The organism is Nitrospinota bacterium, assembly GCA_029881495.1.
Taxonomy (GTDB): Bacteria; Nitrospinota_A; UBA7883; order JACRGQ01; family JACRGQ01; genus JAOUMJ01.
The window spans coordinates 1-2634 of sequence record JAOUMJ010000060.1 but is presented as its reverse complement, the minus strand read 5'-3'; the positions used below and the strand labels follow the sequence as shown (position 1 = coordinate 2634).

Annotated in this window: 4 protein-coding genes; all 4 read right to left on the bottom strand. The window is 53.4% G+C overall.

What is annotated here, in order from left to right:
- Nucleotides 1–316: 316 nt before the first annotated feature.
- A complete protein-coding gene (gene mtnA / locus OEY64_13235; protein ID MDH5543907.1) occupies nt 317–1354 on the bottom strand; it encodes an S-methyl-5-thioribose-1-phosphate isomerase in 1038 nt (345 codons plus the stop codon).
- Nucleotides 1354–1671 carry a DUF167 domain-containing protein gene (locus OEY64_13230; GenBank protein MDH5543906.1) on the bottom strand — a complete coding sequence of 106 codons (318 nt, stop codon included), beginning with the start codon at nt 1669–1671 and terminating at the stop codon, nt 1354–1356. Before OEY64_13230 ends, mtnA begins: the two co-directional genes overlap by 1 nt.
- 45 nt (nt 1672–1716) lie before the next feature.
- Nucleotides 1717–2013 (bottom strand): YggT family protein, encoded by a 297-nt coding sequence (locus tag OEY64_13225; protein ID MDH5543905.1) that lies wholly within the window; start codon nt 2011–2013, stop codon nt 1717–1719.
- Nucleotides 2013–2634, bottom strand: a 622-nt coding sequence (gene proC, locus OEY64_13220; GenBank protein ID MDH5543904.1) for a pyrroline-5-carboxylate reductase, incomplete at its 5' end; no start/stop codon positions are given. The genes OEY64_13225 and proC, both read right to left, overlap by 1 nt.

Genomic DNA, 2634 nt, shown 5'->3' with positions numbered 1-2634 from the left:
GTCTGGATTTTCTGTTTTTCGGCGAATTGGAGGGACTCCATCTTCTCGCGAAGAGCGGATACGGTCTCCATGAGATGCCTGTTCTCCTTGCGGAGTTCATGCTCCTCGGTCGTCTGAATGTCCAGTTCCATACTCCCCCTCATACCGGCCAGTCTTTGGTCATATTTTATACCAAATTCAGCCCGCTGGAAGGAGAAAGAACAAAAACGAAACGCTCTGAAAAGCCAAGTATTACGGTATGCTAAAAATGGAGAACCGCCAGACATACATAGCAGTTATCCAAAAATGCACCGCTGAATTGACGAACTGCCGCTTTTCAGGAGTTGCGCTGTTTCTCCAGCGCTTCCTTGAAAGGTTTTCTGGCAATCCCTTTCTCTGTGATGATGGCGTCTACGTATTCATTCGGCGTGACGTCGAACGCGGGGTTCAATATCTTCACGCCAGTCGGAGCCATCTGCCTCCCGCCGATGTGCGAAACCTCCATCGTATTCCGCTCCTCTATAGGAATGCCGGAACCGTCGGGAGTATTGAAATCCACTGTCGATATCGGCGCGACGACGTAAAAAGGGATGTTGTGCGTCCGGGCCAGCACGGCGACGGAATAGGTCCCTATCTTGTTTGCCACGTCGCCGTTAGCCGCTATGCGGTCGGAGCCGACGACAACTTTCGTTATCATCCCCTTCTTCATGAAGTGCCCCGCCATGTTGTCGGTTATCAGGGTGACGTCTATCCCCTCTTTCATCATCTCCCACGCGGTGAGCCTCGCCCCTTGGAGGAACGGCCTTGTTTCGTCGGCGAAGACCTTCAGCTTCTTCCCAGCGATGTGCGCCGCCTTTATGATGCCAAGCGCGGTTCCGTAATTCCCCGCTGTCGCGAGCGCCCCGGCGTTGCAGTGCGTCAACACGGTGTCGCCGTCTTCCAGCAACGCCGCGCCATTGTTCCCCATTACTTCGTTTATCTCCAGGTCTTCCCTTAGGATTCTCAGCGCTTCGTCGCTGACCGCTTTTTTTATCTCAGCCACGCTTTTGGGTGTTCCGTTCACTACACCCCTCATCCGTTCAATGGCCCAGAAAAGATTTACCGCCGTCGGCCTGGTGGCACCCATCACCGAAAGTATCTCCTCGTACTCTTTCATGAAACCCGGAACATCGGATGCCTTGATATCTCTCGCGCCAAGAGCGATACCGCCAGCCGCGGTAACGCCGATCGCCGGCGCTCCTCGAACTACCATGGTTTTTATCGCGTCGGCAACCTCTCTGTAATCCTTGCAATCGACGATGACCTCCTCTGTCGGAAGTTTCCTCTGGTCGATAAGAAGTACATTTCCATTTTCAGCTATCTCTACGGTCTTTATCAAAGCGCCTCCCTTATTTTTTCCAACGTATCACCGGCCTTGATACCGCGGACAGCTATTTTTTTATGTTTTCCGGTTTCACCCTTAAGAATGGCAACATCGCTTTTCGCCACTCCGAGAGCCTTGGCAAGAAACGCCGCCAACGCCTTGTTGGCTTTTCCGTCAACCGGCGCCGCGGTGATCTTGACCTTCACGTATCCGTCGCAAATTTCAGCAAAGACGTTCCGTGAAGAAGACGGCACCACGCGGCAGGTGATGACAACCCCTTCGCCGGTTTCGGCAAGGAAAGGTTCCATAGCCTCCTTCATGGCAAACATTTTTCAGCTTCTGCAAAAGATATCATGCGCGAAGTGTTTGTCCGGTCAGGCTATCCGCATTGCGATATCGTGCAATGTTCTCACGAGGAACGACTTTAGAAAGATGATTATGAATATCGCCACTATCGGAGAGAGATCCAGCCCCCCCATCGGCGGTAGCATCTGCTGGATGGGGCGGAGTATCGGCTCCGTGGCGGAGACGAGGAATCGCACAATAGGATTGTAAGGATCCGGCGAGACCCACGAAATAAGCGCCCTTATGATTATCAGCCAGAGCGCAAGCTCGAGAATAAGACCCAACAGCGTCGCCAGTGCGTCAAGAAAATTGCTAAATACGAACATCAACCCAACTCCTTTGATCTTTTTTCCGCGGCCTTGACCGCATCCATTATCGCGCCACGCACACCTTCCGCCTCAAGCGTCTTCAACGCGGCCTGCGTGGTGCCGCCCGGAGAGGTAACCCTCTCTCTTAACACTTCAGGTTTTTCACCGCTCTCCATCGCCGTCACGGCGGCCCCTTTCACTGTCTGCAGCACAAGGAGCCGCGCGTCTTCGGGAGAAAGACCGAGGTCAATTCCAGCCTGTATCATACTCTCCATCACCAGGTAAATGTAAGCCGGGCCGGAACCGGATACAGCCGTTACCGCGTCCATCAGCTTCTCATCAACTACAACGGATTCCCCCGCGGAGCCGAAGAACTCCCTTACCAGGCCGATGTCATTTTCATTCATTTTCTGATTGAAGCTGAGCGCCGTAACCGCCTCCCCTGCCTGCGCGCATGTGTTCGGCATCGCGCGGGCGATCTTGCATTTCGCGAACTTGGCAATCGCCTCTATCCTCACCCCGGCGGCTATGCTAATCAATATCGCATCACTCCCTATCAAACTGCCGGCCTTTTCAAGCACCCCCCTGATATCCTGCGGCTTTACGGCGAGAATTATCATGTCATTTTCTTTAATTATT